The organism is Lutibacter oricola (assembly GCF_900106565.1).
In the GTDB taxonomy this organism is placed as follows: domain Bacteria; phylum Bacteroidota; class Bacteroidia; order Flavobacteriales; family Flavobacteriaceae; genus Lutibacter; species Lutibacter oricola.
Genome location: NZ_FNNJ01000001.1, coordinates 216863 through 241662, shown reverse-complemented (window position 1 = coordinate 241662; position 24800 = coordinate 216863). Strand labels below are relative to the sequence as shown.

26 protein-coding genes are annotated in these 24800 nt (G+C 30.0%); 23 read left to right on the top strand and 3 right to left on the bottom strand.

What is annotated here, in order from left to right:
- The first annotated feature begins 26 nt into the window (after nt 1-26).
- A complete protein-coding gene (gene aspS / locus BLU40_RS01050; protein ID WP_090118834.1) occupies nt 27-1775 on the top strand; it encodes an aspartate--tRNA ligase in 1749 nt (582 codons plus the stop codon).
- Nucleotides 1776-1843: 68 nt separating this feature from the next.
- A complete protein-coding gene (locus tag BLU40_RS01045) occupies nt 1844-3613 on the top strand; it encodes an APC family permease (protein WP_245729870.1) in 1770 nt (589 codons plus the stop codon).
- Between the two features lie 56 nt (nt 3614-3669).
- Here the strand turns inward: BLU40_RS01045 and BLU40_RS01040 are convergent, their stop codons facing one another.
- Both BLU40_RS01040 and BLU40_RS01035 read right to left on the bottom strand, forming a co-directional pair.
- Entirely contained in the window at nt 3670-4347 is a 678-nt protein-coding gene (locus tag BLU40_RS01040; protein ID WP_090118832.1) for a LysE family translocator, read from the bottom strand.
- Nucleotides 4348-4383: 36 nt separating this feature from the next.
- Nucleotides 4384-5421 (bottom strand): ferredoxin--NADP reductase, encoded by a 1038-nt coding sequence (locus BLU40_RS01035; RefSeq protein WP_090118830.1) that lies wholly within the window; start codon nt 5419-5421, stop codon nt 4384-4386.
- A 119-nt stretch (nt 5422-5540) separates the two neighbouring features.
- Here BLU40_RS01035 and BLU40_RS01030 point away from each other — a divergent pair, with 119 nt between their 5' ends.
- From BLU40_RS01030 to BLU40_RS00930, 21 genes are all read left to right on the top strand, one after another.
- Nucleotides 5541-5873, top strand: a complete 333-nt coding sequence (locus BLU40_RS01030) for a PadR family transcriptional regulator (RefSeq protein WP_090118828.1) — start codon at nt 5541-5543, stop codon at nt 5871-5873.
- 5 nt (nt 5874-5878) lie between these two features.
- Nucleotides 5879-6550, top strand: coding sequence for a hypothetical protein (locus tag BLU40_RS01025; RefSeq protein ID WP_090118826.1), 672 nt, complete (start codon nt 5879-5881; stop codon nt 6548-6550).
- A complete protein-coding gene (locus BLU40_RS01020) occupies nt 6547-7281 on the top strand; it encodes a hypothetical protein (RefSeq protein WP_090118823.1) in 735 nt (244 codons plus the stop codon). The genes BLU40_RS01025 and BLU40_RS01020 overlap by 4 nt, the downstream gene beginning before the upstream one ends.
- Entirely contained in the window at nt 7278-7961 is a 684-nt protein-coding gene (locus BLU40_RS01015; RefSeq protein WP_090118821.1) for a hypothetical protein, read from the top strand. The genes BLU40_RS01020 and BLU40_RS01015 overlap by 4 nt, the downstream gene beginning before the upstream one ends.
- Nucleotides 7962-8044: 83 nt before the next feature.
- Nucleotides 8045-9526, top strand: coding sequence for a DUF5687 family protein (locus BLU40_RS01010; protein WP_090118819.1), 1482 nt, complete (start codon nt 8045-8047; stop codon nt 9524-9526).
- A gap of 19 nt (nt 9527-9545) precedes the next feature.
- On the top strand, nt 9546-10241 hold the full coding sequence (locus BLU40_RS01005) for an ABC transporter ATP-binding protein (protein WP_090118816.1): 696 nt from the start codon (nt 9546-9548) through the stop codon (nt 10239-10241).
- A gap of 94 nt (nt 10242-10335) precedes the next feature.
- Complete coding sequence (gene porW / locus BLU40_RS01000; protein ID WP_090118814.1) at nt 10336-12498, top strand: type IX secretion system periplasmic lipoprotein PorW/SprE; 2163 nt, start codon at nt 10336-10338, stop codon at nt 12496-12498.
- A gap of 24 nt (nt 12499-12522) precedes the next feature.
- Entirely contained in the window at nt 12523-12924 is a 402-nt protein-coding gene (locus tag BLU40_RS00995; protein WP_090118813.1) for a bactofilin family protein, read from the top strand.
- Complete coding sequence (locus BLU40_RS00990) at nt 12890-13120, top strand: AtpZ/AtpI family protein (RefSeq protein ID WP_090118811.1); 231 nt, start codon at nt 12890-12892, stop codon at nt 13118-13120. The genes BLU40_RS00995 and BLU40_RS00990 overlap by 35 nt, the downstream gene beginning before the upstream one ends.
- The gene (locus BLU40_RS17725) at nt 13113-13493 is read left to right on the top strand and encodes a DUF6168 family protein (protein ID WP_090118809.1); all 381 of its coding nucleotides are present in this window, start codon (nt 13113-13115) and stop codon (nt 13491-13493) included. Before BLU40_RS00990 ends, BLU40_RS17725 begins: the two co-directional genes overlap by 8 nt.
- Nucleotides 13494-13617: 124 nt before the next feature.
- Complete coding sequence (atpB, locus tag BLU40_RS00980) at nt 13618-14703, top strand: F0F1 ATP synthase subunit A (protein ID WP_090118807.1); 1086 nt, start codon at nt 13618-13620, stop codon at nt 14701-14703.
- Nucleotides 14704-14736: 33 nt separating this feature from the next.
- Nucleotides 14737-14928 carry an ATP synthase F0 subunit C gene (gene atpE, locus BLU40_RS00975; protein WP_046746066.1) on the top strand — a complete coding sequence of 64 codons (192 nt, stop codon included), beginning with the start codon at nt 14737-14739 and terminating at the stop codon, nt 14926-14928.
- 73 nt (nt 14929-15001) lie between these two features.
- Nucleotides 15002-15502: a F0F1 ATP synthase subunit B gene (locus tag BLU40_RS00970; protein ID WP_090118803.1), complete on the top strand. Its 501-nt coding sequence runs from the start codon at nt 15002-15004 to the stop codon at nt 15500-15502.
- A gap of 10 nt (nt 15503-15512) precedes the next feature.
- On the top strand, nt 15513-16067 hold the full coding sequence (gene atpH / locus BLU40_RS00965; protein ID WP_090118801.1) for an ATP synthase F1 subunit delta: 555 nt from the start codon (nt 15513-15515) through the stop codon (nt 16065-16067).
- Nucleotides 16068-16099: 32 nt separating this feature from the next.
- Nucleotides 16100-17677, top strand: coding sequence for a F0F1 ATP synthase subunit alpha (gene atpA / locus BLU40_RS00960; RefSeq protein WP_090118799.1), 1578 nt, complete (start codon nt 16100-16102; stop codon nt 17675-17677).
- 72 nt (nt 17678-17749) lie between these two features.
- Nucleotides 17750-18610 carry an ATP synthase F1 subunit gamma gene (atpG, locus tag BLU40_RS00955; RefSeq protein WP_090118798.1) on the top strand — a complete coding sequence of 287 codons (861 nt, stop codon included), beginning with the start codon at nt 17750-17752 and terminating at the stop codon, nt 18608-18610.
- A 177-nt stretch (nt 18611-18787) separates the two neighbouring features.
- Nucleotides 18788-19255, top strand: a complete 468-nt coding sequence (locus BLU40_RS00950; protein WP_090118796.1) for a hypothetical protein — start codon at nt 18788-18790, stop codon at nt 19253-19255.
- A 114-nt stretch (nt 19256-19369) separates the two neighbouring features.
- A complete protein-coding gene (locus BLU40_RS00945; protein WP_090118794.1) occupies nt 19370-20299 on the top strand; it encodes a hypothetical protein in 930 nt (309 codons plus the stop codon).
- 112 nt (nt 20300-20411) lie between these two features.
- A complete protein-coding gene (locus BLU40_RS00940) occupies nt 20412-21167 on the top strand; it encodes an SDR family NAD(P)-dependent oxidoreductase (RefSeq protein WP_090118792.1) in 756 nt (251 codons plus the stop codon).
- Nucleotide 21168: 1 nt separating this feature from the next.
- Nucleotides 21169-22311, top strand: a complete 1143-nt coding sequence (locus BLU40_RS00935; RefSeq protein WP_090118790.1) for an ATP-binding protein — start codon at nt 21169-21171, stop codon at nt 22309-22311.
- A gap of 65 nt (nt 22312-22376) precedes the next feature.
- Nucleotides 22377-23108: a metallophosphoesterase family protein gene (locus BLU40_RS00930; protein ID WP_090118787.1), complete on the top strand. Its 732-nt coding sequence runs from the start codon at nt 22377-22379 to the stop codon at nt 23106-23108.
- 105 nt (nt 23109-23213) lie between these two features.
- Here BLU40_RS00930 and amaB read toward each other — a convergent pair whose 3' ends face one another.
- A complete protein-coding gene (amaB, locus tag BLU40_RS00925) occupies nt 23214-24752 on the bottom strand; it encodes an L-piperidine-6-carboxylate dehydrogenase (RefSeq protein ID WP_090118785.1) in 1539 nt (512 codons plus the stop codon).
- Between the last annotated feature and the right edge of the window lie 48 nt (nt 24753-24800).

Here is a 24800-nt window from a genome sequence, read left to right as displayed (position 1 = left end):
TTTGCACTTTCTTAAAAATTTAGAAAATGTATAGAACACATTCAAACGGAGAATTACGATTAACAAATGTTGGCCAAGAAGTTACGTTGGCAGGTTGGGTGCAAAAAACGCGCGATAAAGGATTTATGATTTGGGTTGATTTACGTGACCGATACGGTATTACGCAACTTATTTTTGATGAAGAACGTACTCCAAAAGATATAGTAGAAAAAGCAAAAACTTTAGGTAGAGAGTTTGTTATACAAGTAAAAGGTGAAGTAATTGAGCGTGTTTCTAAAAATGATAACATTGCTACTGGTGAGGTTGAAATTTTAGTGAAAGAACTAGCTATTTTAAACGAATCTTTAACACCTCCTTTTACTATTGAAGACGAAACTGATGGTGGTGATGAATTACGTATGAAATATCGTTATTTGGATATTAGAAGAAACCCAGTGAAGGAAAGTTTAATTTTCCGTCATAAAGTTGCTATTGAAGTTAGAAAATATCTATCTGACAAAGAGTTTATTGAAGTTGAAACTCCGGTTTTAATTAAATCTACGCCTGAAGGTGCTCGTGATTTTGTTGTGCCAAGTAGAATGAACGAAGGTCAATTTTATGCTTTACCACAATCGCCTCAAACATTTAAACAATTGTTAATGGTTGGTGGAATGGATAAGTATTTTCAGATTGTAAAATGCTTTAGAGATGAAGATTTACGTGCCGACAGACAACCAGAATTTACACAAATTGACTGTGAAATGGCGTTTGTTGAGCAAGAAGATATTTTAAATACGTTTGAAGGTTTAACACGTCACTTACTAAAAGAAGTTAACGGTGTTGAAATTGCAGATTTTCCACGTATGACATACGATGTTGCAATGAAAAAATACGGAAACGACAAGCCAGATATTAGATTTGGAATGGAGTTTGGCGAATTAAACGAAGTTGCACAACATAAAGAATTTGGTGTTTTTAACAATGCTGAATTAGTTGTTGGTATTGCTGTTCCTGGTGGAGCTAGTTATACGCGTAAAGAAATTGACAAGTTAATTGATTGGGTAAAGCGTCCGCAAGTTGGTGCTTTAGGTATGGTATATGTAAAATGTAATGAAGATGGTAGTTTTAAATCGTCTGTAGATAAATTTTACGATCAAGAAGATTTAGCTAAATGGGCTGAAACTACTGGAGCTAAACCTGGAGATTTAATTTGTGTTTTAAGTGGTGTTGCTGATAAAGTAAGAGCGCAGTTAAGTGCTTTACGTATGGAATTAGCAGAACGTTTAGGTTTACGCGACCCTAAAGTATTTGCTCCGTTATGGGTAGTTGATTTTCCATTATTAGAATGGGATGAAGATACTGAGCGTTACCACGCAATGCACCATCCGTTTACATCGCCAAAACCAGAAGATATGGCTATGTTAGATACAGACCCTGGAAAAGTAAGAGCTAATGCTTACGATTTAGTTTTAAATGGAAACGAAATTGGTGGTGGATCTATTAGAATTCACGATAAAGAAACACAAGCCTTAATGTTTGATCATTTAGGATTTACGCCTGAAGAAGCTAAAGAACAATTTGGTTTTTTAATGAATGCTTTTGAATACGGTGCGCCTCCACACGGTGGTTTAGCTTTTGGATTAGATAGACTTGTTGCTATTTTAGGTGGACAAGAAACTATTAGAGATTTTATTGCATTCCCAAAAAACAACAGTGGACGAGACGTTATGATTGACGCCCCATCAAACATTGATGATGAACAACTTAAAGAACTAAACTTAAAATTAAGTTTATAACAACAAAAATTAAAAACCTCGCAAACTGCGAGGTTTTTTTATCTCAAAATTTAAAATTTATTGAAAAAGTGGAAACTAACAAAATTCACAAAAAGCTAAACGAGTTAGCCTCTACGGCTATTTCTGGAAACGACATTAGTTCGTCTGTATTATACGTATCTGCATTAGCCATTGCTTTTGCAGGCCAATACGCTTGGATTACTTTACTAATAGTATCATTAGTATTATTTTTATTTAGGAAAATTTATGGCGAAGTTGTAGGTGCTTTACCATTAAACGGTGGTGCATACAATGCATTATTAAATACAACTAGTAAAGGAATGGCATCTTTTGCCGCTACACTTACACTACTATCGTATATGGCAACAGCAGTAATTTCAGCAAATGAAGCAATTCATTATTTACATCATTTAATACCTGCCATGCCAATTATAATTTCAACTATAGTTTTGTTGGCATTTTTTGCCGTATTAACTATTGGTGGTATTACAGAATCTTCTAAAGTTGCCATTGGAATATTTATTTTTCACTTATCATCATTATTTATTTTAGCTAGTTTCATTTTCTATTTCTTATTACAAAACGGTAGTTCAATGTTTATTGAAAACTGGAATGCTCCGGTTACAAATGGAAGTATTAGCAACGCTATATTTTTAGGTTTTGCAGCTTCAATGCTAGGAGTTTCTGGTTTTGAGAGTTCGGCAAACTTTGTTGAAGAACAACAAAAAGGTGTTTTTCCAAAAACCCTGAGAAATATGTGGGCAATTGTAAGTATAATAAATCCATTAATGGCTGTTTTAGCATTGGCTTTATTTGCAATTCCAGTATTACAAAGCAGCGAATTTCAAAACACCTTACTTATTGAAATGGGGCATTATGTTGGTGGAAAATGGGTTGCTACTTTAATTGCTGTTGATGCATTTTTAGTATTAAGTGGAGCCGTTTTAACAAGTTTTGTGGGTGTATCTGGTTTATTAGAACGAATGACTTTAGATAGAATTATGCCTCAATTTTTCTTGAAGAAAAGTTCTAGAGGAAGCTCATACAGAATTATTTTAATGTTTTTCTTTTTATCGGTTTCAGTACTTCTAATAACCAATGGAGATGTAAAATTATTAGCTGGTGTTTACACCATTTCATTTTTATCTGTAATGGCATTATTTGGAATTGGTAATATTTTGTTGAAGGTAAAACGAAAATCGTTACCAAGACCAGAAGTTGCTTCTTGGTTATCAATTTTTATTGCAATATCAGCTGTAGTTATTGCACTAATTGGAAACATTACTATGAAAACTGAAGGCGACGCTCCAAGTAATTTAGTAGTGTTTTTAGATTATTTTATACCTTCAATTATATTTGTTGCATTTATGCTAAACAGAACTTTAATACTTAAGTTTTTACTAAATGCAATGCACACCATATTTGATCCTGTAAGAAGTTTGGTTTTAAAAATGGATAAAAAAATAATAAAAACTATAGACAAAATTAACTCTCAAGAATTTGTGTTTTTTACTAAAGGAGATAATATTGCTACCTTAAATAAAGTTATGCTATACATTATAAAAAATGAGCATACCAAAAAAATTAAAATTGTTTTAGCACATGGTAAAGATGAAGTAATACCTCCAAATTTACCTATGGAAATTGAGTTTCTAGGTAAAGAATACCCTGAAATAACAATTGAATTTTTAATAATTGAAGGTCAATTCAGCCCTAAATTAATTAAAGAGCTTTCTAAGAAATGGAAAATACCAATTAACTTTATGTTTATTGGGTCTCCAAGCGATAAATTTCCATACAAGATTGAAGAACTAGGAGGAGTTAGATTAATTATATAAAAAAAGGAGCCTACTAAATTTAGTAGGCTCCTTTTTTATTATTCTTTAAAATTGAATTAATGTTCTACCTGTTCAATTACATTTTTAAAATTTAGTTTTTGTTTAGGTAAAAAACCTTTTAAAATAAGTGCAATTCCAAAAATCATAAGTAACACTCCCATTCCTCTTTTTATTTTATAAATAACTGCTGGTGTTAGTTTCTTTTTTAATTGCTTAGCCAACACAATTTTTCCTATATCTGTTATAAAATAGCTAACTAATATTACTGTAAAAAAGTTGAATATTTTGTTAGAGTCCATTTCTAAATTAGGACCAATAACCACAATCATTCCTAACCAAAAAGCTAAAACACCAACATTAATAAAGTTTAATAAAAAACCTTTTATACCAAGCCTTAAATAATTCACTTTTTCGGGTAACACTAAAGTTTCGTCTTGTACAACTCGCTTTTGACTTTTATCTAAATAGGTAATAATACCATAAATTAATAAAATTAACCCTCCAATATAAAACATTCTAGGATCGTCTTTTATTCGTTCTAACAAACTTTTACTTCCGTAATAAGCCATTAAAATAAATACAACATCGCCTAATATTACGCCAAAATCGAATGCAATTGCTGCCCTTGCTCCTTTAATTATACTGGTTTGAATAAGCATAAAAAAAACAGGGCCTATCATAAAGGCCAAGAAAAATCCAATTAAAACTGCTTCTTTTAGCTCGCTAAAATCCATTATCTAAATTTAAAGGTGTGAAATTACTACAATTTCTTAAACATCATCAAAATCGACCGTTATTTTCTTGGTAACAGGATGCGCTTGGCATGTTAAAATAAGTCCTTCTTCAATTTCTTCATTAGATAAAATAGAATTTTTATCCATTACTGCTTTTCCTTCGGTAACTTTAGCTAAGCAACTACTACATATTCCGCCTTGGCAAGAATATGGAGCATCTAAACCTTCTTCTAAAGCTGCCGTTAAAACAGTTGTTTTAGAATTCATTGTAAATGTTTCTTCTTCCTCATCTACAATAACAGTAATATCGCATTCGCCTTCGTAAACTCCTTCGGTTTCGTTAGTATCTGCTGAAGCTGTAAATAACTCAAATTTTATATTTTCTTCATTTAAACCATAATTAATTAAAGTTTCTTTTGAAGTCTTAATCATTTCTTCTGGTCCGCAAATAAAAGCTTCATCGAACCTATTTTTTAGAATAGCTTTTAAATTTTCAGCGTTTATTCTTCCAGCTAAAGCATTCTCTTTTTCTTCTCTACTTAGCACATATTGCACATTAAAAGTTGAAGAAAATTCATTTTTTAAAGCATCAATTTCGTCTTTAAATATAGTTTCTGCTTCAGTTTTGTTTCCGTATAACAGTGTAAAAGTGCTATTTGGCTCTTCGTTTAAAACCTCTTTAATCATTGACATAATTGGTGTAATTCCACTTCCTGCTGCAATTCCTAAATAGTTTTTCGAATTGTTTGAAGACGTTTCCAACACAAATTTTCCTTCTGGTTTTGAAACTTCTAAAACATCGCCTTCTTTTAAAATTGTTGTTGCAAAAACAGAAAAAGTCCCGTTATCAACGGCTTTTACTGCAACTTTAAATTCTTCTGAATTTGGTTTAGAACATAATGAATAAGCTCTTCTAATTTCTTTACCTGCTAATTCTTTTTTTATGGTAATGTATTGGCCTGCTTTGTACTGAAATGCTGCTTTTAAATCTTCAGGAATTTCAAAAGCTATAGAAACAGCATTAGGTGTTTCTTTTATAATTTTTTGAATTTTTAATTCGTAGAAATTTGACATTTTTTAGTTTTTATGAGTACAAATGTATTGAAACAAAACTCTTTTTATAAAAAAAATAATACCTAATTTATTTATGCATAAGAAAATTATGTATATATTTGAAGCAGAAAACTACAATTATGGGCAATCAAAAATTATACAAAGGTTCTTTACAAACTATCATTTTAAAATTATTAGAAGAAAATGATAAAATGTATGGTTATGAAATCACTCAAAAAGTAAAAGAATTAACCAAAGGTGAATTAAAAATTACCGAAGGAGCATTGTATCCTGCGCTTCATAAATTAGAGGCCGAAGGTTTGTTAGATGTTGAAGTTGCCAATGTTGGAAATAGATTACGCAAATACTATAAACTTACTGAAACTGGCACTAAAGAAACCGTAAACCGTTTGGCTGAACTAGAAGAATTTATTGCCACCATGCAAACTATTGTAAACCCTAAACTTGCTTAAATGCCATGAAACTGAATGAAAAACAATTGCAAAAAGTAAAAGATTATTTAAAAAACAAAGATGTTGAATATATAGATTTACATTTTGAAGTTTTAGACCATATTGCTTCGGATATTGAAACCAAAATGGAAACATCTAAACTAGATTTTGAAACTGCTTTTGAAAAAGTTAAAGAGAAGTGGAATAAAAATTTTACATATAAATGGAGTTTTTGGCTTGGACTCACAAATGGAGGTAGCAAGTTGTTTATAGACCATTGTTTAAGAATTTATAAACCAATTTTAATTAAAATTTTATTAATCAACATTCTTTTTTCACTAGCAATTTATTCTATAAATGAATTGGGTTATTTTAATTTTTCTAAATACAACTCTATCATAAATCATTTCTATACTGCTTTTGCTTTATTTTTTATTGGACTTTGTACCTTATGGTATTTTAAAATTAAAAACTCAAAGATAAAAACATCTTATAGGTATTTATTTAACAAACAAGTTTATACAAATATTTATACAGCAGGTTATATTTTAATTAACTCTCTTATCCCTCCAAAAGATTTCAACATATATCAAGTAATATTCTTCTCAATTGCTTTAACAATTTTAATAACTGGGTTTGAATTGTATAAAAAACACTTCAAAGTTGTTTCAAAACATAAAAAATATCAATTGCTGTGAAACTCTCCAAAGAACAAATAACATATATAGACGATTACTTAAAACATCACAAAATAAAATACTGGGATGTTCGAATAGAATTACTCGACCATATTGTTACCAAGGTCGAAGATTTAATGCATGAGGGAAAAAACTTTGATAAAGCTTTAGAAGAAGTTCATTTAAGTTTTGGAAACAGTTTAAAACGCTTTTGGAACTCGGGTATTGAATATGGGGTAATGGAAAACGGAATTGGATATGAGAATTTGATGGATTCTAAAAGACGAGAAACTAATAGGAAATATAGAGTCCTTTTATGGAAAGATATAAAAGCTTTTTTTGTAGAGCCAACAAACTTTTTAGTCATTCTTATTATGTTCTTTATCTGTTTCAAAGTAATTTTTTATGCCGACACCAAATTTATTAAATACGCAATGGCTGCTTTTGTCTTTATTCCTGCTTTGGCGGTATATATTTATCCAATTAAAATGTGGTTTCAAAAGAAAAGAGAAAAGACTTTAAATTTAGAATATGCACTTTTTTATGCAGGATTTACCCTGACACTTTTAAATTTATTTTTTCAATTATTTAGCCCAAAAGGCGCATTCCATTTATTAAATGAAATTCAGTTTAAGTGGGTATTAGTAATTTGTACTCCTTTATTTGCGGGTTTCAATTATTGCGGGTTTAAAATGTATAAAAGAACATTTGATTATTACAATAATTTGTATGAAAAACTTCAACAGCTATGAAACTAACTTCACACCACATACAAGAACTCCATAAATTCACAAGAGCACATTATGTAGAACATTTTGATGTTCAAACCGAGTTAGTAGATCATTTAGCAAACGATATTGAAGCCATTTGGCAAGAAAAACCAAACTTAACTTTTGATGAAGCCAAAACAATCTCGTTCAAAAAGTTTGGAGTTTATGGGTTTATGAATATTGTAGAAAAAAGAACAAATGCACTCTATAAAAAATACTGGAGATTGGTTTGGTCAATTTTTAAATCATATTTTAAACTACCGCAAGTAATTTCAGTTTTCATACTTTTTATATTAGTATACTCTAGCTTTAGCTATAATATTTCAAATCAAAAATGGATTTATATATTCTTAGGCTTTGGAATTATTATTTTTATGATATATCACCTTTTTAGACTTCATAAAATCAAGAGAAATAGACAAAAACAATCTGGCAAAAAATGGCTTTTTGAAGAAAGTATTTTAAATGCTGGAGGAATTGGAGCCTTTAGTTATTTATTTTTCCAAATTCCTTTATCATTTGAATTTCAACTTCAATCATTTTACTCAATTTTTTTAATGTCACTTTTTCTTACTTGTTATATATTAATTATTTATTGCGTACTTACAGTTTTACCTTCAAGAATTGAAATTATTTTATCTAAAACAATATCCAGAATATAAATTAGTTTCAAAACACAACTCTTAAATTGTAACAAAACACATTAATTTTATACTTATAAACCAACAACCACAAACCAAACTCTATGACAAAGCAATTTATAAATTTAGAATGGAAACAATTTTTCCGTTCATCGTATTGGCAAAAAAGCATTGGTATAAAAATACTAATGATATTTTTTGGCCTTTATCTTTCACTCATATTTTTAAGCTTAGGAGTAGGACTTTATCCTGGATTAAAAAAATTATACCCAGATTCGGATCCTTTACTAGTTGTAAATAATTTTTTATTTTATTGGTTTATAGGCGATTTAATTTTTCGTTTTTTCTTTCAAAAACTACCCGTAATGGATGTAAAACCCTTACTAACATTACCAATTAAAAAAAATAAAATTATAAATTATGTTTTAGGTAAATCAACACTATCGTTTTTTAACTTTTTACCATTATTTGCAATTGTACCTTTTTCAGCAATATTATTATATAAGCAATACGAAGTTTCGGTAGTTTTAACTTGGGCTTCAATTTTAATAATTGCAATACTAATTATTAACTTTTTAAATTTTATAATTGAAAGTAAATCTGCAGAAACTGAGCTTAATTTTTTACCAATTCTTATAATTAGTTCTGTGCTTCTTGGTTTAGATTATTTTAATTTAGTTTCATTTTCTCAACTAACAGGTAATGCAGTTAACGCTATTACTGCTGCGCCTTATTTAATAAGTATACCAATTGCTATTTTGGTTTTAATTTATAGCTTAAATTTTAAGTCTTTAAAACAAAAATTAAGTTTAGACGAAGCTTTAAAAGTAAAAGAAACAGCTGTTAATTCTTCAAATTTAGAATGGACTAAAAAGTTTGGTTCGGCTGCGCCATTTTTACAATTAGATTTACGATTAATTTGGAGAAATAAAAGAACCAAATCTTCAGTTTGGATGTTGGTTATGGGTTTATTATACGGACTTATTTTTTATCCAAATCCTAGTCCAACTTTTTCAGGTGAATTCTTTTACATTTTTATTGGAATATTTATAACTGGAATATTTCTAATGAATTTTGGACAATTTATTCCTGCATGGGATAGCAAATATTATAAATTACTAATGAGTCAGAACATTAAGTACAAAGAGTATTTAAAATCAAAGTATGTATTAATGGCTGCAAGTTGTATTATTATGTTTGTTCTTAGTATACCTTATGTGTATTTTGGATGGAAAATTTTACTGGTTCATTTTGTTGCAATGATATATAATATAGGTGTAAACACGTATGTTTTAATGTATGCAGGCTCTTATAACAGAAAAGCTATTGAGTTGGATAAAAAAGCAGCATTTAATTACCAAGGTACAGGAGCAGTTCAATGGCTTGTAGGTATTCCACTAATGTTAGTTCCAATGCTAATTTTTGCACTTTTAAATTGGCTAGTAAGCTTTGAAGTTGCTACGGCTACAATTGCAATACTTGGAATAATAGGAATTGTTTTACATAACAAAACAATAAATCTAATTGTAAAAAAATACAAATCCGCTAAACACGAAATGATTAGTGCATTTGACCAATCTAACTAACTCTTAAACTCACACAACAATGATACAAGCATCTCAAATATCAAAAACATACGGTAAAACAACCGTTTTAAATATAGAATCATTAGAAATCCCTAAAGGTCAATCTTTTGGCTTAGTAGGAAATAATGGAGCAGGTAAAACAACATTTTTCAACTTACTTTTAGATTTAATAAATCCAACTTCAGGGCAAATAACAAACAATAAAGTTCAAGTTAATAAAAGTGAAGACTGGAAACCTTTTACAGCAGCTTTTATAGATGAGAGTTTTTTAATTGGTTATTTAACTCCAGAAGAATATTTCTACTTTATTGGAGAATTACGAGGAATGAACAAAGCAGATATTGATTCGTTTTTAAAACAATTTGAAGAAATTTTTAACGATGAAATTATAGGTAAAAAGAAATATTTAAGAGATTTATCTAAAGGAAATCAAAAAAAAGCAGGCATAGTTGCTGCACTTATTGGTAATCCTGAAGTAATTATTTTAGATGAACCTTTTGCAAATTTAGATCCAACAACTCAAATTAGATTAAAACAATTATTAAAAACTTTAACCGAAAACAATAGTGCAACTGTGTTAATTTCTAGTCACGATTTAGGGCACGTTACAGAAGTTTGCGAACGTATTGTTGTTTTAGATAAAGGTGAAGTTGTTAACGACATAAAAACTTCTGAAGAAACCTTAAAAGAATTAGAAGCCTATTTTTCAGCATAATCTAATAAAATACATAGTTTTTTGTATTTTTACATCCCTTTAACAATAAATCTAAGTATTAAGAAGTTAAAGGGATGTAAAAAATTGAAATCTTTTGAAACTATCAACTAAAATAATATTAGGTGTTTTTGCAGTTCTTTTTGCAATAAGTTGCTCTACAAAAAAAGACACTTTTATAAATAGAAGTTTTCATTCTGTTACTACTAAATACAATGTGTTATTTAATGGTCATGAAGCTTTTAGAATTGGTTTAGAACAATTAAACGAAAATTACCAAGATAATTATTGGGAACGCTTACCTATTGAACCTTTAAAGGTTGAAGAATTAGCGTTACCAGGTATGAAAAAAGACGAAGATACTTCGCCTAAAGAATTCGAAAAAGCAGAAGAAAAAGCAGTAAAAGCGGTTCAAAAACACTCTATGCTAATTGCCCGTCAAGAGCGCAACAGTCAAATAGACGATGCATATTTGTTGTTAGGTAAATCTCGTTATTATTCTAAACGTTTTGTACCAGCATTAGAAGCTTTCAATTATTCAATAAAAAATTACAGATATGCTAGTTTAATTAATGAAACTAGAATTTGGCAAGCAAAAACACATATTCGTTTACGTAACCCGGAACAAGCTATTGAAAACCTTAAATATCTTTTTAAAAACGAAGAATTAACTGACGAAATTAAAGAAGCTGCCCATACTGCAATGGCAATGGCCTATGTAAAAACCGACAGCATTCAAAGAGTTATAGAACATTTAACAAAAGCGGTAGAAACTACAAATAATAGAGAACAAACGGCTAGAAACTTATTTATTTTAGGTCAGTTATACAGAGAAAATAAAGTTATAGATACATCAAACATAGCTTTTCAAAAAATTATCGACTTTAAAAAAGCGCCTTACAAATACAAAATTCACGCACAGTTAGAAATTGCAAAAAATTCTATAGGCAATAGTGATAATATTGAAGTTATTGAAGCACTTCAAAAATTAGCTAAAAACAGAGATAATAAACCTTATTTAGATGAAATTTATTATCAATTAGGTGAACTAACAAAAACTAATGATGTTGATACCTCTTTAGAGTATTATAAAAAATCTTTACTAGCTAGCAACAATAGCAATTTCCAAAAAGAACTTTCTTACGAAGCTGCTGGAAATTTATTCTTCGATAAAGCAGAATTCATAACAGCTGGAGCTTATTACGATAGTATTTTACAAATTGCAAAAGATGTAATTTCTAAAAGAGTTAGACGCCTAAAACGTAAAAGAAATAGTTTAAATGAAGTAATAAATTTCGAAAACATTGCTAAAAGTAACGACAGTATTATAAATATTGTTGAAATGAGCAAAGAAGAGCAAAAGGAATTTTTTACTACATATGTTGAAAAACTAAAAAAAGAAGAAGAAAAACAACAAGCACTTATAAATTCTGGATCTAGTATTGTTTCAAACAAATCAAATAAAAATGGTTCTGGCGGTAAATGGTATTTCTACAATCCGCAAACTGTTGGGTTTGGACAAACTGAATTTAGACGTGTTTGGGGTAATAGACCTTTAGAAGACAATTGGAGATTAAGCGATAAAACTGTTTTAAACTCAATTACTAACGGAAATGCAGAGAAACCGTTAAGCAACGAAGAAAAATTTGATGTTGAATATTATTTAAAAAACATTCCTTCAGACATTGCTAAAATAGACAGTATTAAATTAGATAGAAATAATGCCTATTATAATTTAGGAGTTATTTATAAAGAACAATTTAAAGAGCCTGAATTAGCTATTTCTAAACTAGAGAGCTTATTAAACTTTAAACCTGATGCCAATTTAGAACTGCCTGCAAAATATCATTTATTTAAAATTTATGACGCACTAAAAAGCGACAAAGCCAACACTCTAAAAAAAGACATAACAACCAATTTCACTTCTTCTAAATATGCTCAAATAATTTTAAACCCTAACAAGGTTTTAAAAAATGAAGAAGACGAAAACACACCAGAAAAATATTACGCTGAAGTATTTTACCAATATAAAGATGATAAGTTTGATGATGTTATTAAAAAATCAACAGAAGCTCTTGTAAAATATGAAGGAGAACCTATTGTACCTAAATTTGAATTATTAAAAGCATATGCCATTGGTAAAAAAGATGGTTTACTTGCTTTTAAAGAAGCTTTAGATTTTGTAGCTATGAATTACCCTAATACTGAAGAAGGAAAAAAAGCTAAAGAAGTAATTAGTACAATTAAAACCAAAATATAAAACACCAAAAAAACTATCCCAATTATGTTTTCAGAAAAAAAAGATAAACAAGCTCAAGTTTTAGAAAGAAATATTATAGGTAAAAACACCGCAATTGTAGGAGATATAAATTCTGAAGGTGATTTTAGAATTGATGGTAAAGTAGACGGAACTATTAATACAACAGGTAGAGTTGTAATTGGAAAATCAGGCTCTGTAAGTGGTAAAGTATCTTGTAATAATGCTGAAATTGAAGGTGTATTTTCTGGAGAACTTACCGTAAATAGTTTACTTACCTTAAAATCTACAGCTAAAATATCTGGAGATATTGTAATTAGTAAACTTTCTGTAGAACCAGGAGCAGAATTCAATGCAACTTGTGCAATGAAAGGAACTGTGAAGGAATTAAAAAATGACCAAACCAAAAAAGAAAAATCAGCTTCATAAATTTGCACAACTATCTGGTATAGCTTTTCAAATGGGAATTACTATTTATTTAGGTGCCTACTTTGGAAAAAAACTCGATGCTTATTTTGAAACAACTAATAAAATATATACGCTAGTTTTAACACTTTTAGCATTAGCACTCTCTATTTATAGTGTTTTACTTCAGTTAAAAAAAATTAACGACAAGTATGAATAAAACTGTTCTTGGGTTTTCGCTTAAACTTTTATTTACGCTTATAATTACATTTTGTGTTCACATAACCATTTTAAATTATTTTAAAAACCCTTTATTCGAAAACAGAATTATATTGGCTTATAGTTTAAACTATATTTTAGCTATTGTAATTTTTATTGGTTTATTTATTCTTCAAAAAAAATATTTACACATTTTAGGCTTCGTTTTTATGGGTGGAAGCATGCTTAAATTTACAATTTTCTTCATTTTCTTTTACCCTTTTTTTAAACAAGATGGAGAGTTAAATCTGCTAGAGGCCACGTCCTTTTTAGTACCCTACTTAACAAGTCTACTAATAGAAACAATTTATCTTTCAAAAATGCTAAACAAATAACTAAAGCCCTAATAGTGAACACTTGTTATTAAGATTTAATCTAAGTAAGTTTTATTTTTGATTTTGATATTTAAAAATGTACATTTGCACAATATTTTTCAGCACATACTATTAACTAAGTGACATGAATAGATTTAAATTAGTAAAAACAATTACCTTACTATTATTATTTGTAACTGCTTCCATGCATGCAATTTCTACCCCTTCAAAGGAAGAAACTCATGGAAAAAAAGACCTTAAAACTGAAATTAAGGAATACATTAATCATCACTTATTAGACTCACACGATTTTAGTTTGTATTCTTACGAAACTGATGAAGGTGAACACAAATATATAGGTGCTCCATTACCTGTTATTTTATGGGATGGTGGTTTAAAAGTTTTTTCATCTTCTAAATTTCACCACGGCGAAACTCTTGCAGAAGTTGATGGAAATTACTACAAATTATACCACGGTAAAATATACAAAACCGATGCTGCTGGAACTATTAATTATGATGAAGATCATCATGCAACTAATGCAAAACCACTAGATTTCTCTATAACTAAAAATGTTGTTTTTATATTTTTAGTAGGTTTATTAATGTTCTTTATGTTTAGCAGAATGGCTAAAAAATACAAAAACAACCCAATACCTACTGGTCTTGGACGTTTATTAGAACCTATTATACTTTATGTTAGAGACGATATAGCTATACCAAATATTGGTAAGAAAAAATATAAAAAGTATATGAGTTACTTATTAACTATATTCTTTTTTATATGGATTATAAACTTACTAGGTTTAACTCCACTTGGTGTAAATGTAACTAACAATATTGCAGTTACATTAGCATTAGCATTAATGACATACTTTATTACTACTTTCTCAGGAAACAAAGATTACTGGAAACACATTTTTTGGATGCCAGGTGTACCTGTACCAATGAAAATAATTTTAGCTCCTATTGAATTATTAGGAACTATTATTAAACCTTTCTCTTTAATGATTCGTTTATACGCGAACATTACAGCAGGTCACGTAGTATTAATGAGTATTATTGGGTTAATGTTCATTTTCAAAAACTGGATTGGTAGTCCATTATCTTTTGGGTTAGCATTTGCCTTATCATTATTAGAATTATTAGTAGCAGCGCTACAAGCTTATATTTTCACAATGCTATCCGCACTATATTTCGGTTCAGCTGTTGAAGAACACGAGCATCACTAAAATTGAATGTTAAATTAAATAAATATATACATTATGACAATTCCAAACATTGTAGGAGCAGGTTTAATCGTAATCGGTGCTGGTTTAGGTATCGGTAAAATTGGTGGATCAGCAATGGACGCTATCGCACGTCAACCAGAAGCTTCAGGAAAAATTCAAACAGCTATGCTTATTGCAGCTGCCTTAATAGAAGGTATTGGATTTGCTGCTTTATTTGCAGCTTAAAAAACAAACTAATAGCTACAACGGTTGGTTGTAGCTATTGTTTAAACATTAAATAAACACTATAATATAATATATGGACAAGTTAATAGAACAGTTTTCATTAGGACTTTTTGTTTGGCAAACAGTATTATTCCTTGCGTTAGTACTTTTATTAAGAAAGTTTGCTTGGAAACCTATTTTAGAAGCCGTAAATAACAGAGAAGAAGGTATTAAAAATGCTTTAGACGAAGCTGAAAATGCTCGTAAAGAAATGCAAAACCTTCAAGCTGATAACGAACGTATTTTAAACGAAGCACGTACAGAACGTGACGGAATGTTAAAAGAAGCTCGTGAACTTAAAGAAAGTATTATAGCAGAAGCTAAGGAAGAAGCTACAATTCAAGCTAATAAAGTTATTGAACAAGCACAAGCTACAATTCAATCTGAAAAACAAGCTGCAATTGCTGATATTAAAAATCAAGTAGCAGAAATTTCAGTAGGTATTGCAGAAAAAGTAGTAAAAACAGAACTATCTGACAAAGACAAGCAAATTAAACTTGTTGAAGATATGTTAAAAGAAGTAACAATTAGCTAATACAACCTAAATGAGCACAAGAGCAGCAATACGCTACGCAAAAGCAATATTAAATTTTTCGCTTGAACAACAAAAAGAAGTTGAAGTGAACAAAGATATGTTGTTTATTGCAAAAACAATTGATGAGAGTAAAGACTTACAATTGTTGCTTAGTAGCCCAGTATTAAAATCAGAAACAAAACAAGCAACGTTAAAAGAAGTTTTTGCTTCAAAAATTTCACCTTTATCGTTTGGTTTAATAGACTTATTAATTGCAAACAAACGTATTAGCTTGTTAAGTACAGTGGCTAAACAATTTAAAGTTTTGTTTGATGAGTTGAAAGAAGTTCAAATTGCTAAGGTAACTTCAGCAATTGCTTTAACAGAAGATTTAAAAACAAAAGTTTTAGCAAAAGTAAAAGAGCTTACTGGTAAAGAAGCAACGTTACAAAACATTATAAATCCTGATATTATTGGAGGATTTATTCTTCGTGTTGGAGATATTCAATACGATGCAAGTGTTAGCAATAAATTACAAGTATTAAAAAGACAATTTGAAAACAACAACTTTGTTTCAAGTTTGTAAATAAAAAGAAATAGTTTTAAAAAATAGTTAAAATGGCATCAATAAAACCAGCTGAAGTTTCAGCAATTTTAAAACAACAATTAGCAGGATTTGACGGTTCTGCCTCTTTAGATGAAGTAGGATCTGTTCTACAAGTAGGTGATGGTATTGCACGTGTTTACGGTTTAGCAAACGCACAATACGGTGAGCTAGTTGAGTTTGAAGATGGGTTAGAAGGAATTGTTTTAAACTTAGAAGAAGACAACGTAGGTGTTGTATTATTAGGACACTCTAAAACAATCAAAGAAGGATCTACAGTAAAACGTACCGAACGTATTGCTTCATTAAATGTTGGTGAAGGAATTGTTGGACGTGTTGTAAATACTTTAGGAGACCCTATTGATGGTAAAGGTCCAATTCAAGGAAAAACTTTTGAAATGCCATTAGAGCGTAAAGCCCCTGGTGTAGTATTTCGTGAGCCAGTAACTGAACCATTACAAACAGGTGTAAAAGCAGTTGATGCTATGATTCCTGTTGGTAGAGGACAACGTGAGCTTATTATTGGTGACCGTCAAACTGGTAAATCTACAGTTGCTATTGATACTATTATCAATCAAAAAGAATTTTACGATGCTGGTGAACCAGTATTTTGTATATATGTTGCAATTGGTCAAAAAGCATCTACAGTTGCTGGAATTGCAAACTTATTAGAAGAAAAAGGAGCTATGGCTTATACAACTATTGTTGCTGCCAATGCATCAGATCCAGCTGCAATGCAAGTATACGCTCCAATGGGAGGTGCTGCAATTGGTGAATATTTTAGAGATACAGGTAGACCTGCATTAATTGTTTATGATGATTTATCTAAACAAGCTGTAGCTTACCGTGAGATTTCATTATTACTACGTCGTCCACCAGGACGTGAGGCGTACCCTGGTGATGTATTCTATTTACACTCTCGTTTATTAGAACGTGCTGCAAAAGTTATTAATGACGATACAATTGCTGCTCAAATGAATGATGTACCAGAATCGTTACAAGGACAAATTAAAGGTGGTGGTTCTTTAACTGCTTTACCAATTATTGAAACACAAGCAGGAGATGTTTCCGCTTATATTCCAACAAACGTAATTTCAATTACTGACGGACAAATTTTCTTAGATGGAGATTTATTTAACTCAGGTGTACGTCCAGCTATTAACGTAGGTATCTCAGTATCTCGTGTAGGTGGTAACGCACAAATTAAATCAATGAAAAAAGTAGCAGGTACTTTAAAATTAGATCAAGCACAATACCGTGAGCTAGAAGCTTTCGCTAAGTTTGGTTCAGATTTAGATGCTGCAACTATGAATGTAATTGAAAAAGGAAAACGTAACGTTGAAATTTTAAAACAAGCTCAATCAGATCCTTTTAAAGTTGAAGATCAAATTGCTATTATTTACGCAGGTTCTAAAAACTTATTAAAAGATGTACCTGTAGAAAAAGTAAAAGAGTTTGAGGCAGATTATATTCAATATATGAATGCTAAGCATAGAGACACATTAGATACTTTAAAAGCTGGTAAATTAACTGATGAAGTTATTGACACTTTAACAAGTGCAGCAAAAGAAGTTTCAGCTAAATACGCTTAAAAAGATTTTTAGTATTAAGTATTGAGATCGATATCTCAATACTTAATATTTTATACTAACTACCAGAAACAAATGGCAAACTTAAAAGAAATACGTAACAGAATTACATCCATTGGTTCAACAATGCAAATTACCAGTGCCATGAAAATGGTATCGGCTGCAAAGTTGAAAAAAGCGCAAGATGCAATTACGCAAATGCGTCCGTATGCCAATAAGTTAACTGAACTTTTACAAAGTTTAAGTGCTACTTTAGATGGTGATATTGGCGGTGTATATTCTGAACAAAAAGAAGTTTCAAAAGTATTACTAGTAACCATTACTTCTAACAGAGGTTTATGTGGTGGTTTTAACTCTTCTATTATTAAAGAGACTGTAAAAAACATTGAAACTAACTATGCTGGTAAACAAGTAGACCTTTTAACTATTGGTAAAAAAGGTAACGACATTTTATCTAAATCAAATAATGTTATTGAAAACAACAACGATGTTTTTGATGATTTAACTTTTGAAAATGTTGCTGTAATTGCTGAAAAAATAATGAAATTATTTGCTGAAGGTAGTTATGACAGAGTAGAACTTGTTTACAATAGGTTTAAAAATGCTGCAACTCAAATTACAACTATCGAGCAATTTTTACCAATTGCACCTGTTGAAGGTGGAACTAACGTAAATGCTGATTATATTTTTGAGCCATCAAAACCAGAAATTGTGTTAGAATTGATTCCTAAATCATTAAAAACACAATTATATAAAGCAATTAGAGATTCTTTTGCTTCAGAACACGGTGCTCGTATGACAGCAATGCACAAAGCAACTGATAATGCTACAGATTTACGTAATGAGTTATTATTAACGTATAACAAAGCGCGTCAAGCAGCTATTACAAATGAAATTTTAGAAATTGTTGGTGGTGCGGAAGCATTAAATAATTAGACGAAGCATAGCGAAGTCAAATTATAAAAATGGAGCAGAAGCTATAATTAATTAGATAAAGCAGAAAAACTCAACAAATACACAAAACTATTTTACAAAAAAAGAGCCTATCTAATTAGATAGGCTCTTTTTTTGTAATTTGGTATATAATTTGCTTTAGTTTTAAAAATACAAAACATGAAATTATTCCATAATATCATACTTATTATTACAATTCCCTTGCTATTTTCAAATTGTAGTACATCACAAAGTACATTTGTAAAAAAAGCTCCTTTTACTATAAAAAATGCTTCTTATAGTTATTGGACTGGTGGCAGACCAGGCGTAGGCGGTGTAACCATTAAAATTGAAACTACTAATAGTAACGTTAAATTAGATTCTGTTTATTTCAGAAATAAAAAATTTCCTTTAAAAGCTACAAACTCTGGCTATACAGGTACTATTGTACATTCAAATACTAGAAAAAATCGAATAATAGCGAGTAATAGAAAAAAAGAATATGGTAATAAAGTTCCAGATATTTCTAAAAAAATACCTTTTGAACTAAAAAAAGATGAAGCCATAGTAACGTTCTATATCAAAAATAAAGAGAAACTTTACAAAATAAAAAATCTTATCGAAACTAAACCTATTGAATTTCCATAAAAATATTTAAACCTAACTCACTATATCACTGCAACTTAAAACTAGCTCGTTGAAAATTTTATTTTTTGGCACGAATATTGAAATTTATAAATCGTAACCCAAAAATGATAGAATATGAAAACTTTAAAACTACTTTTCGCAACTTTAGTATTAAGCATAGCAGTTACCTCGTGTAGCACTACAGTTAATGGTTTAAATGATGATGATTTTTATTACGCTACATTAGAAGATATTATTTCTACAAATGATATTTGGTATGTAGATTATAATGAAACTACGGGTACTGGAGACATTCCTTTTATGTCTAAAGCATTTACAATTTCTTTTTTAAACGGAAAATTATACGCAAATAACAATCTTGTAGGAATTGGTAGCACAGGAAATGGATATGGAATTCAAATTGGTTATTACAATACAAATAAAGGTTACTTAGAAATAGATCACGATATAGATGGGTTTATAGATTTTGATGTTATTGAAATTAACAGCGATAGAATTAAACTTAGCGATAACTACAATAATGTAACATATACTTTGGAAGGGTACCAAAAATATAATTTCGACTTTGATAAAATATTTTATGAAAACATTGAATACCTTTTACAAGAGTTCGAAGCTTGGGAAAAATCTTATGTAAGCGATAGTGGTGACGTTAACGAATTTGATAACGAAAACTTTTTAGCATTTACACCAGAAAACATAACAACATTTTATTCTTCTAAAGACGAGGTTGGCACAAATATTGCTAATATACTATGGGACTATGTAGGCGGATATGAAGTATATGACGTTCAAGGGTACGAAAATTTAAAAATTTTAACATTAGATTATGATTCGTACGGTACTGAAGAATTCGAATTAACCGTTATAAATGACGATAAGATAGAATTGTACCACGTAAACTCTGGAACAACATATGAATTTGATGGATTAAATTATATTCAATATAAAAAATCTGCAAAAGGTAAAGGTTCTACTGTAAGTAATGAAGGTAGAAAACGTACTAAAGTAAAAAGAGCAACAAAAATTAGAAAAAAGCATTAAAAATAAAGTTTGGTTAGTTGATTTTTAGTTGACTATTTAATTAGTCAGCTAATTAAAAACGGTTCTCGCTCGAGAACCGTTTTTTTGTATATTTATATTTCAAAAATTTAGTATGAAAACATTTACTGCTCTAATAACAGGAGCAACATCTGGTATAGGAAAAGCAACAGCACAATTATTCGCAAAAAACAATATTCAGTTAATAATTTGTGGCAGGCGAAAAAATCGTTTAATTGAATTGGAAAAAGAATTAAGCCAGTATACTAAAGTAACTACTTTACAATTTGATGTAAGTAATAAACAAGAAGTGTTTTCTGCCATTAAATCTATTCCAACTGAATTCAAAAATATTGATATTTTAATAAATAATGCTGGCAACGCCCACGGTCTAAACACAATTCAAGATGGTAGTTTAGATGATTGGGATGCCATGCTCGATATTAATGTAAAAGGCTTATTATATGTTTCAAAAGCAATTATACCAACTATGATTAAAAATAATAATGGTTTTATTGTTAATATAGGCTCTATTGCAGGAAAAGAAGTATACCCAAACGGAAATGTTTATTGCGCCTCTAAACACGCCGTAAACGCTTTAAATAAAGCCATGAGGATTGATTTAAACAAATATAATATACGTGTTTCAGGAATTCATCCTGGAGCAGTAGAAACTGAATTTTCTGAAGTTAGGTTTAAAGGCGATGTTGACAAAGCAAAAAAAGTTTATGAAGGCTACAAACCATTAAAAGCTGAAGATATTGCAGATATTATTCACTTTGTAGTAACAAGACCTTATCACGTAAATATAGAAGATTTAGTTGTGTATCCAACTGCACAAGCAAGTGCTACAATTTTAAATAAGGCTTAAAATGATTAACAAACGCCTTTTAATTAAAAACCTATTAACTCATAACGATGAGAATAGCTTTTACGATAAAAAACGAAAGCTAAATTTAGCAACTAAAGAAGGCAAAGCCAAATTTTTAAAGCACGTATGTGCACTGTCTAATTCAAACCCCGAAAACAATTCATTTATTGTGGTTGGTGTAGAAGATGAAGATAATAAAATTGAAGGTGTAGATTTTTATGATGATAGTAAAATTCAAAATTTAGTAAATTCATATTTTAATAATCCCCCTAAAATTCAATACGAAAACGTTGCTTTTCCAAGATTACCAAGGCATAAGGTTGTAGGTTTAGTAACCATATATCCAAAAAATAAAGTTACCTCTTTAAATAAACCTATTTGGAAGTATGTAAGTGGCAGAACGTTTTACAGAAGAGGTAGCAATTCTATGTCTACACTTGGAAAATACGAATTAAAAAACACAAATAAAACCATTGTTGAAGCTATAGAAAAAAACGCTAGCAACAACATACAATTAACGTTAGATAGTGTTTTTCTTTTTTTTGAAAGACATAAAGATGAATACAACCCTACTTACAAGGTTTTTAATGAACAATTTGTGCTTTGCTGGGCTGGCAAAAAGAAAACTGTAGGTGAAAAAACTTTTTATTCGAGAGTAGATATTGAACTGGTAAGCGAACAAGTACGTTTATTTTATTCTGCTTTAGATGAAGTTAAAATTGAATACAACCACCATTCATTTATTATAACGGAATATGTGTTTTTAAAAATAAATGATGAATTTGATTATTACCCCTTCGAAAAAACAATTATTAATTTTAAACGAAACGGAAAACACGATATAGCAACAGAACTTTTATTTAAACCTCCACAATTTAACACTTTCGATTTACTACATATATTTAATAATTGTAATGCTATTTTAGAAAAGCTTAAAAAAGGAATCCCTTTAAATAATAGAGAAGAACAAGATTTAATCGAATCGCCTACTAATTATTTAATTTGTATTTTAAATAACATTCCAAATGCTTATAAGAAATTAACGGAATTAAAGCCTTATCTAAAAAAAATAGAAAATAAAACAAGCTATATAAAATATAAAGAAGCTGTTAGGGTACTGCGTAAAATAAAATACAATAGATAGCAACAATTTATTAACTTCAACTTTCAATTTAAACACTTACTTTTGTGCAAAATGTAGATTAAAACATGAAAGGAAGAACTTTAGTAATTGGAGATATACACGGAGCTTTAAAAGCTTTAAAACAAGCTTTTATAAAAGCAAATGTAACTGAAAACGACACGCTTATTTTTGTTGGTGATTATGTAGATGGTTGGAGCGATGCAGCAAATACTGTTCGTTTTTTAATTGAACTAAATTCTACACATAACTGTGTTTTTATTAAAGGAAACCACGACGAATTATTTTTAAACTGGTTAACTAAACAACCTCACAATCCGCAATGGTTAATTCACGGTGGGCAAACAACCATAGATTCTTATAGCGAACTTTCTAAAAGTGAATTAGAATTACACACTCAATTTTTTGAAAACCTTGATAATTATTACTTAGACACCAAAAACAGACTGTTTTTACACGCAGGTTTTACCAATGAAAAAGGTATTGAACATGAAATAATTTCAAAAAACTTTTATTGGGACAGAACACTTTGGGAAATGGCAATAGCAATGGATAAAAACTTACCTATTGATAACCCATGCTATCCGAAAAGGTTAAAAAACTATACTGAAATTTATATTGGGCATACTGTTTTATCAAGAATTAACGAAACTACACCTCAACAAAGAGCAAATGTTTGGAATGTTGATACTGCTGCAGCTTTAAAAGGTCCATTAACTATTATGGATGTCGATACGAAAGAATATTGGCAAAGTGAGCCAGCATTTGAGCTGTACCCAAACGAGAAAGGTAGAAATTAAAAAAAATGTCATTCTGAATGAAGTAAAGCGAAATGAAGAATCTCTTATTTTTGAAAAGATTCTTCACTATCGTTCAGAATGACAATCAATAGTATTCTTATAAATTTACAAATCAAACTTAATACCTTGTGCTAAAGGTAAATCTGTAGTATAATTTATAGTATTTGTTTGTCTACGCATATATACTTTCCAAGCATCAGAACCAGATTCTCTACCTCCACCAGTTTCTTTTTCACCTCCAAATGCTCCGCCTATTTCAGCTCCTGAAGTTCCAATATTTACATTGGCTATTCCACAATCTGAACCAGCGTGCGATAAAAATGCTTCGGCTTCACGTAAATTATTAGTCATAATTGCTGAAGATAATCCTTGCGCAACATTATTCTGTATTTCAATAGCATTTTCAACACCTCCAGAATACTTCAATAAATATAAAATTGGCGCAAATGTTTCGTGCTGCACAATTTCAAAGTTATTTTCTGCTTCAACAATTGCAGGCTTTACATAACAACCACTTTCATAACCTTCACCACTTAAAACTCCACCTTCAACAACCTTGTTACCTCCTTCTGCAACAGCTTTCGCTAAAGCATCTTCATACATTTTAACAGCGTCGGTATCAATTAATGGACCTACGTGATTGTTTTCATCTAAAGGGTTTCCAATTTTTAATTGTTTATAAGCATCTACCAAAGTATTTTTCACTTTATCGTACATAGATTCGTGAATAATTAATCTTCTGGTTGAAGTACAACGTTGACCAGCAGTACCAACAGCTCCAAAAACAGCTCCTATAATTGCAATTTTTAAATCTGCATCTGGTGTTATAATCATTGCATTATTTCCACCCAACTCTAAAAGTGATTTTCCTAAACGTTCTCCTACTGTTTTACTAACAATTTTACCCATTCTAGTAGATCCAGTTGCTGATACTAGTGGAATACGTTTATCTGTTGTCATATACTCACCTACCTTATAATCTCCGTTTACAATGCACGAAATTCCTTCAGGTAAATTATTGTTTTTTAAAACTTCAGCAATAATATTTTGACAAGCTATACTGCATAAAGGTGCTTTTTCGGAAGCTTTCCACACGCAAACATCTCCACAAATCCAAGCTAAAGCTGTATTCCAACTCCAAACTGCTACCGGAAAGTTAAATGCTGAAATTATTCCAACAATTCCTAGTGGATGATACTGTTCGTACATTCTGTGTCCAAAACGTTCAGAATGCATTGTTAAACCATGTAATTGGCGAGATAAACCTACTGCAAAATCACAGATATCTATCATTTCTTGAACTTCACCTAAACCTTCTTGCAAAGATTTTCCCATTTCGTAAGAAACTAACTCCCCTAATGGTTGTTTAAGTTCTCGTAATTTATCTCCAAATTGACGCACAATTTCGCCTCGTAATGGAGCAGGTGTAGTTTTCCAAGTTTTAAAAGCTGTTTGAGCAGAATCTATAACTTTTTCATAATCTTCTTTAGTGGTTGAAGTAACTTTTCCTATTAATTTTCCATCTACTGGAGAATAAGATGAGATTTCATTTCCACTTCCAAAGAACTCTTGTCCGGTAGAAGTACCTAGGTTTACTTCTCGAACACCTAAATCTTTAAGTGTTTTTGTTAATGTAGTTTTCATTGATTGAATTTATAATTGGTATTAACAAAGCTACATAAAAAAGAAAAG

Bases quoted from the DNA above. Each gene is read 5' to 3' on its own strand.
- atpB (WP_090118807.1), top strand. From the start codon at position 13,618: ATGAATAGATTTAAATTAGTAAAAACAATTACCTTACTATTATTATTT.
- atpH (WP_090118801.1), top strand. From the start codon at position 15,513: ATGAGCACAAGAGCAGCAATACGCTACGCAAAAGCAATATTAAATTTT.
- BLU40_RS00950 (WP_090118796.1), top strand. From the start codon at position 18,788: ATGAAATTATTCCATAATATCATACTTATTATTACAATTCCCTTGCTA.
- BLU40_RS01035 (WP_090118830.1), bottom strand. From the start codon at position 5,421: ATGTCAAATTTCTACGAATTAAAAATTCAAAAAATTATAAAAGAAACA.
- BLU40_RS00935 (WP_090118790.1), top strand. From the start codon at position 21,169: ATGATTAACAAACGCCTTTTAATTAAAAACCTATTAACTCATAACGAT.
- atpE (WP_046746066.1), top strand. From the start codon at position 14,737: ATGACAATTCCAAACATTGTAGGAGCAGGTTTAATCGTAATCGGTGCT.
- BLU40_RS00970 (WP_090118803.1), top strand. From the start codon at position 15,002: ATGGACAAGTTAATAGAACAGTTTTCATTAGGACTTTTTGTTTGGCAA.
- amaB (WP_090118785.1), bottom strand. From the start codon at position 24,752: ATGAAAACTACATTAACAAAAACACTTAAAGATTTAGGTGTTCGAGAA.
- aspS (WP_090118834.1), top strand. From the start codon at position 27: ATGTATAGAACACATTCAAACGGAGAATTACGATTAACAAATGTTGGC.
- BLU40_RS01005 (WP_090118816.1), top strand. From the start codon at position 9,546: ATGATACAAGCATCTCAAATATCAAAAACATACGGTAAAACAACCGTT.
- BLU40_RS00945 (WP_090118794.1), top strand. From the start codon at position 19,370: ATGAAAACTTTAAAACTACTTTTCGCAACTTTAGTATTAAGCATAGCA.
- BLU40_RS00930 (WP_090118787.1), top strand. From the start codon at position 22,377: ATGAAAGGAAGAACTTTAGTAATTGGAGATATACACGGAGCTTTAAAA.
- BLU40_RS01010 (WP_090118819.1), top strand. From the start codon at position 8,045: ATGACAAAGCAATTTATAAATTTAGAATGGAAACAATTTTTCCGTTCA.
- BLU40_RS01030 (WP_090118828.1), top strand. From the start codon at position 5,541: ATGGGCAATCAAAAATTATACAAAGGTTCTTTACAAACTATCATTTTA.
- BLU40_RS00990 (WP_090118811.1), top strand. From the start codon at position 12,890: ATGACCAAACCAAAAAAGAAAAATCAGCTTCATAAATTTGCACAACTA.
- atpG (WP_090118798.1), top strand. From the start codon at position 17,750: ATGGCAAACTTAAAAGAAATACGTAACAGAATTACATCCATTGGTTCA.
- BLU40_RS17725 (WP_090118809.1), top strand. From the start codon at position 13,113: ATGAATAAAACTGTTCTTGGGTTTTCGCTTAAACTTTTATTTACGCTT.
- BLU40_RS01040 (WP_090118832.1), bottom strand. From the start codon at position 4,347: ATGGATTTTAGCGAGCTAAAAGAAGCAGTTTTAATTGGATTTTTCTTG.
- BLU40_RS00940 (WP_090118792.1), top strand. From the start codon at position 20,412: ATGAAAACATTTACTGCTCTAATAACAGGAGCAACATCTGGTATAGGA.
- BLU40_RS01015 (WP_090118821.1), top strand. From the start codon at position 7,278: ATGAAACTAACTTCACACCACATACAAGAACTCCATAAATTCACAAGA.
- BLU40_RS00995 (WP_090118813.1), top strand. From the start codon at position 12,523: ATGTTTTCAGAAAAAAAAGATAAACAAGCTCAAGTTTTAGAAAGAAAT.
- BLU40_RS01025 (WP_090118826.1), top strand. From the start codon at position 5,879: ATGAAACTGAATGAAAAACAATTGCAAAAAGTAAAAGATTATTTAAAA.
- atpA (WP_090118799.1), top strand. From the start codon at position 16,100: ATGGCATCAATAAAACCAGCTGAAGTTTCAGCAATTTTAAAACAACAA.